Source organism: Adlercreutzia sp. DFI.6.23, assembly GCF_024462535.1.
GTDB classification, from domain to species: domain Bacteria; phylum Actinomycetota; class Coriobacteriia; order Coriobacteriales; family Eggerthellaceae; genus Adlercreutzia; species Adlercreutzia rubneri.
The window spans coordinates 1-289 of sequence record NZ_JANGBP010000781.1; the positions used below are offsets into that span (position 1 = coordinate 1).

General features: G+C 60.2%; 1 protein-coding gene. It reads left to right on the forward strand.

The window, feature by feature from the left end; genetic code table 11:
* Positions 1–289, forward strand: a 289-nt coding sequence (locus NE591_RS15445) for a stage V sporulation T C-terminal domain-containing protein (RefSeq protein ID WP_305145285.1), incomplete at both ends; no start/stop codon positions are given.

Genomic DNA, 289 nt, shown 5'->3' on the forward strand with positions numbered 1-289 from the left:
TCTGGAGATCTTCACAGACCGGGAAGGGGAGATCATTCTCAAAAAGTACTCGCCGATGATGGAGCTCAATGCTTTTGCCGGACAGTACGCGGACGCCATGGCCCAGGCCACGGGGCTCATGGTCTGCATCACAGACCGGGACCAGGTGATCGCAGCCGCTGGAGGCGCGAAGAAGGAGCTGCTGCAGAAGCCCATCAGCAGACAGCTGGAGCATGTGATCCAGGAGCGGGCCACCGTCCAGGCCGGGAAGGACGACCGGAATTATGTGGAGGTCTCCGCAGAGGATATG